This is a genomic window from Salipiger marinus (assembly GCF_900100085.1).
Lineage (GTDB): Bacteria > Pseudomonadota > Alphaproteobacteria > Rhodobacterales > Rhodobacteraceae > Salipiger > Salipiger marinus.
The window spans coordinates 1-2,383 of record NZ_FNEJ01000080.1 but is presented as its reverse complement, the minus strand read 5'-3'; the positions used below and the strand labels follow the sequence as shown (position 1 = coordinate 2,383).

General features: G+C 59.1%; 2 protein-coding genes and 2 pseudogenes. 2 read left to right on the top strand and 2 right to left on the bottom strand.

Going from position 1 to position 2,383, the window contains the following annotated elements:
• A pseudogene (locus BLR51_RS27320) lies at positions 1-91 on the top strand (IS5/IS1182 family transposase); the annotation flags it as partial.
• 205 nt (positions 92-296) lie between these two features.
• On the opposite strand, the gene BLR51_RS27615 reads toward BLR51_RS27320, so the two are convergent.
• Positions 297-881: a hypothetical protein gene (locus tag BLR51_RS27615; protein ID WP_131821922.1), complete on the bottom strand. Its 585-nt coding sequence runs from the start codon at positions 879-881 to the stop codon at positions 297-299.
• A 494-nt stretch (positions 882-1,375) separates the two neighbouring features.
• Between BLR51_RS27615 and BLR51_RS26890 the strand changes: the two genes are divergently transcribed.
• Entirely contained in the window at positions 1,376-1,687 is a 312-nt protein-coding gene (locus BLR51_RS26890) for a transposase (RefSeq protein ID WP_242656867.1), read from the top strand.
• A 333-nt stretch (positions 1,688-2,020) separates the two neighbouring features.
• Here BLR51_RS26890 and BLR51_RS26885 read toward each other — a convergent pair.
• Positions 2,021-2,383, bottom strand: a pseudogene (locus BLR51_RS26885) (phosphoglucosamine mutase); the annotation flags it as partial.

Below are 2,383 nucleotides of genomic sequence, written 5' to 3'. Positions count from 1 at the left end.
CGCCACACGCTACGACAAAACCGCTGAGAGCTTCTTGGGCTTCATCGACATCACCTCCATCCGACTTTGGCTGCGCCTTTTGTCAACATGACCTACGTCTGATTCTGAACGGTTGAATTCGCCATATTCGCTTATGCTGATTGAGCGGGCACCCTCCACCGCAGTGGTCTCACGCATGTTATGGGAGGCCCTGTATCAGCTCAGAAATGATCGCAATTATGACGACAAAATTAGTAAGTCTCAGATAGTAACTTTCGTAGCTGTTCGATTTTCTTGGAGATGGCTTACAGTTCAGCTTAGTCAGTAAAACCTTGGACTGAGACATGTCCAGAAAGAGCCGTTCCTGGCGCGGCACAACTGCCATTATGACCCTCTTTTTGGTTTTGTGAACAGAGCGTATGAGATGTATGCAGCCCGATGTAGGCATTTCCTGCAGCAATCTCGTCGATTACGAATTGTGCAGTCAGGCCGCGCTCAGCACCGACCAACGGATCTTCGAAAAGCCAGTTCTCCAATTCAAACTGCATCCCATAGTCGGTCCGTGTGGTCGTCCCTGGAAGTTGTTGAACGAAGAAATTCGGCCCCCCTTGGGGGTAGTTATGAAAGTGGATCGCTCCGAGTGCTCCGCCTAGGCCAGCAGTTGCGAGATCAGCAGGGAAGATACCGTACACTTGAATTAGAAGATGCGTCAGGGTTCTCGTTTCAAGATCAATATCAATGGATGCGTAGCCAGTTCCCTCAACGCTTGAGCCCCAGCCGTGCGCAATGGAGTGGTCACGGGATAGCTCGGCTGTTGCCCTAAGAACTTCGGAAAGTGCTGGGGAAGCACACGCTGCAAAACAGAGGGATGCGACGAGCGCATGAACTGTGAAGAGCTTCACGTTGACCTCCTGATCATACGGTTTTCTGCGTCCTTTGTGAGACAAAGGCCTTAATTTTCCGTTCTCGAAGATTGGCGTGATCCTTGGGTCGATCAGGGAGGGTGACCTAGCCCCATGATCGCTGTGCGAGGTGACTGGGTTGGTGTCCACTCCCGCGGTATTTTCCGTTCGAGGGTTGCGTCAGATTGGCAGACATTGAGCCTCAAGAATGCCCGCGCCCAATGGCGGGCGCGAGGTCGACGGCAGGGGAATATCCGACACTCGCTTTGTGGCCAGCTTCGCGCCGACGCCCGTCGTAAGACAGGAGTAGCCTTGAGACGATGCGGTATCCAGCCCGCGCATCGGAGCTTGTTCACCGACGTCTTCAGACCTCGTGCCCACCTTTGGGCATCGAGATCACGATAAACGTCCCAGGGTTCCTGATCGTGCGGGAAAATACCTGAAAAAGACAACAGAGTTCTGTCTCCGTCCCACGTTCCCGTCGGGATCAGTGATTGCGAATTGATACGCACCCGAAGACAAGGAGTGCGTTTCTCACAGGGCTTGGTGTTGAAGTTTTTGCCTCCGGCCGGAGGCAATGGCCAGATCATGTGAAGGCGCAGGTTGTTGCTGAGACATTGGAGCCTGGCGCGACGGTGTCGGGTGTCACGGCGCGCTACGAGATCATGTCCAGCCAGTTGACGGCTTGGCGGCGGTTGGCGAAGCAGAGCAAGCTCGTGCTTCCTGCTGTCGAGGTCGATGAGCCGGTCTTCGCCCTCGTCGTCCGTGATGATGCCATGGGCACCACGGAGCCCGAGATGCCCTAGCCCGAGGCTCCCATCTTCCGCGCAGCCTGAATCATGGCTTCGCAGGTGCGCTGGCTATGTGCTGCCCTGCTGCGCATTTTTCCGCCAGAGGCTTCTAACAGGCTTCGGCAGCGGTCTCCCCCGAAGCCGCCGTGGAAAGCATCGCGCAGATCTACGGGCGCGCCACCGCCTGAGCGAGGCAGGGGGGGCTCTGCCCCCCTCGGCCTGCGGCCTCTCCCCCCGGGATATGGAATCCCGGGCGCGAAACCCGGCTTCCAGCGGCTCTAAATACCCCCGCCGAAGGCAGGCCGTGCCTGCGCCACGGGCGCGGGGCGGGGCAGGAGCGGGCCCTTGTCAGGCGGCGGCCTCGACCTCGGCCACGATGCCGTCGATCAGCCGGGCAAGCAGGGCTTCGTCCTCGCATTCGGCCATGACCCGGATCAGCGGTTCGGTGCCGGATTTGCGGATCAAGAGGCGGCCATGGCCGGTGAGCGCGGCCTCGGCCTCGGCGATGGCGCTGCGCACGCGGGTGCTGTCGAGCGGCGCGCTGCCCAAGGCGAAGCGCACGTTCTTCAGCAGCTGCGGCACCGGTTCGAAACTGCGGGTCAGCGTGCTGGCGGGCTGGCCGGTGCGGACCATTTCCGCCAGAAACTGCAACCCGGCCATCAGCCCGTCGCCGGTGGTGGCGTAATCGGTCATCACGATATGGCCCGACTG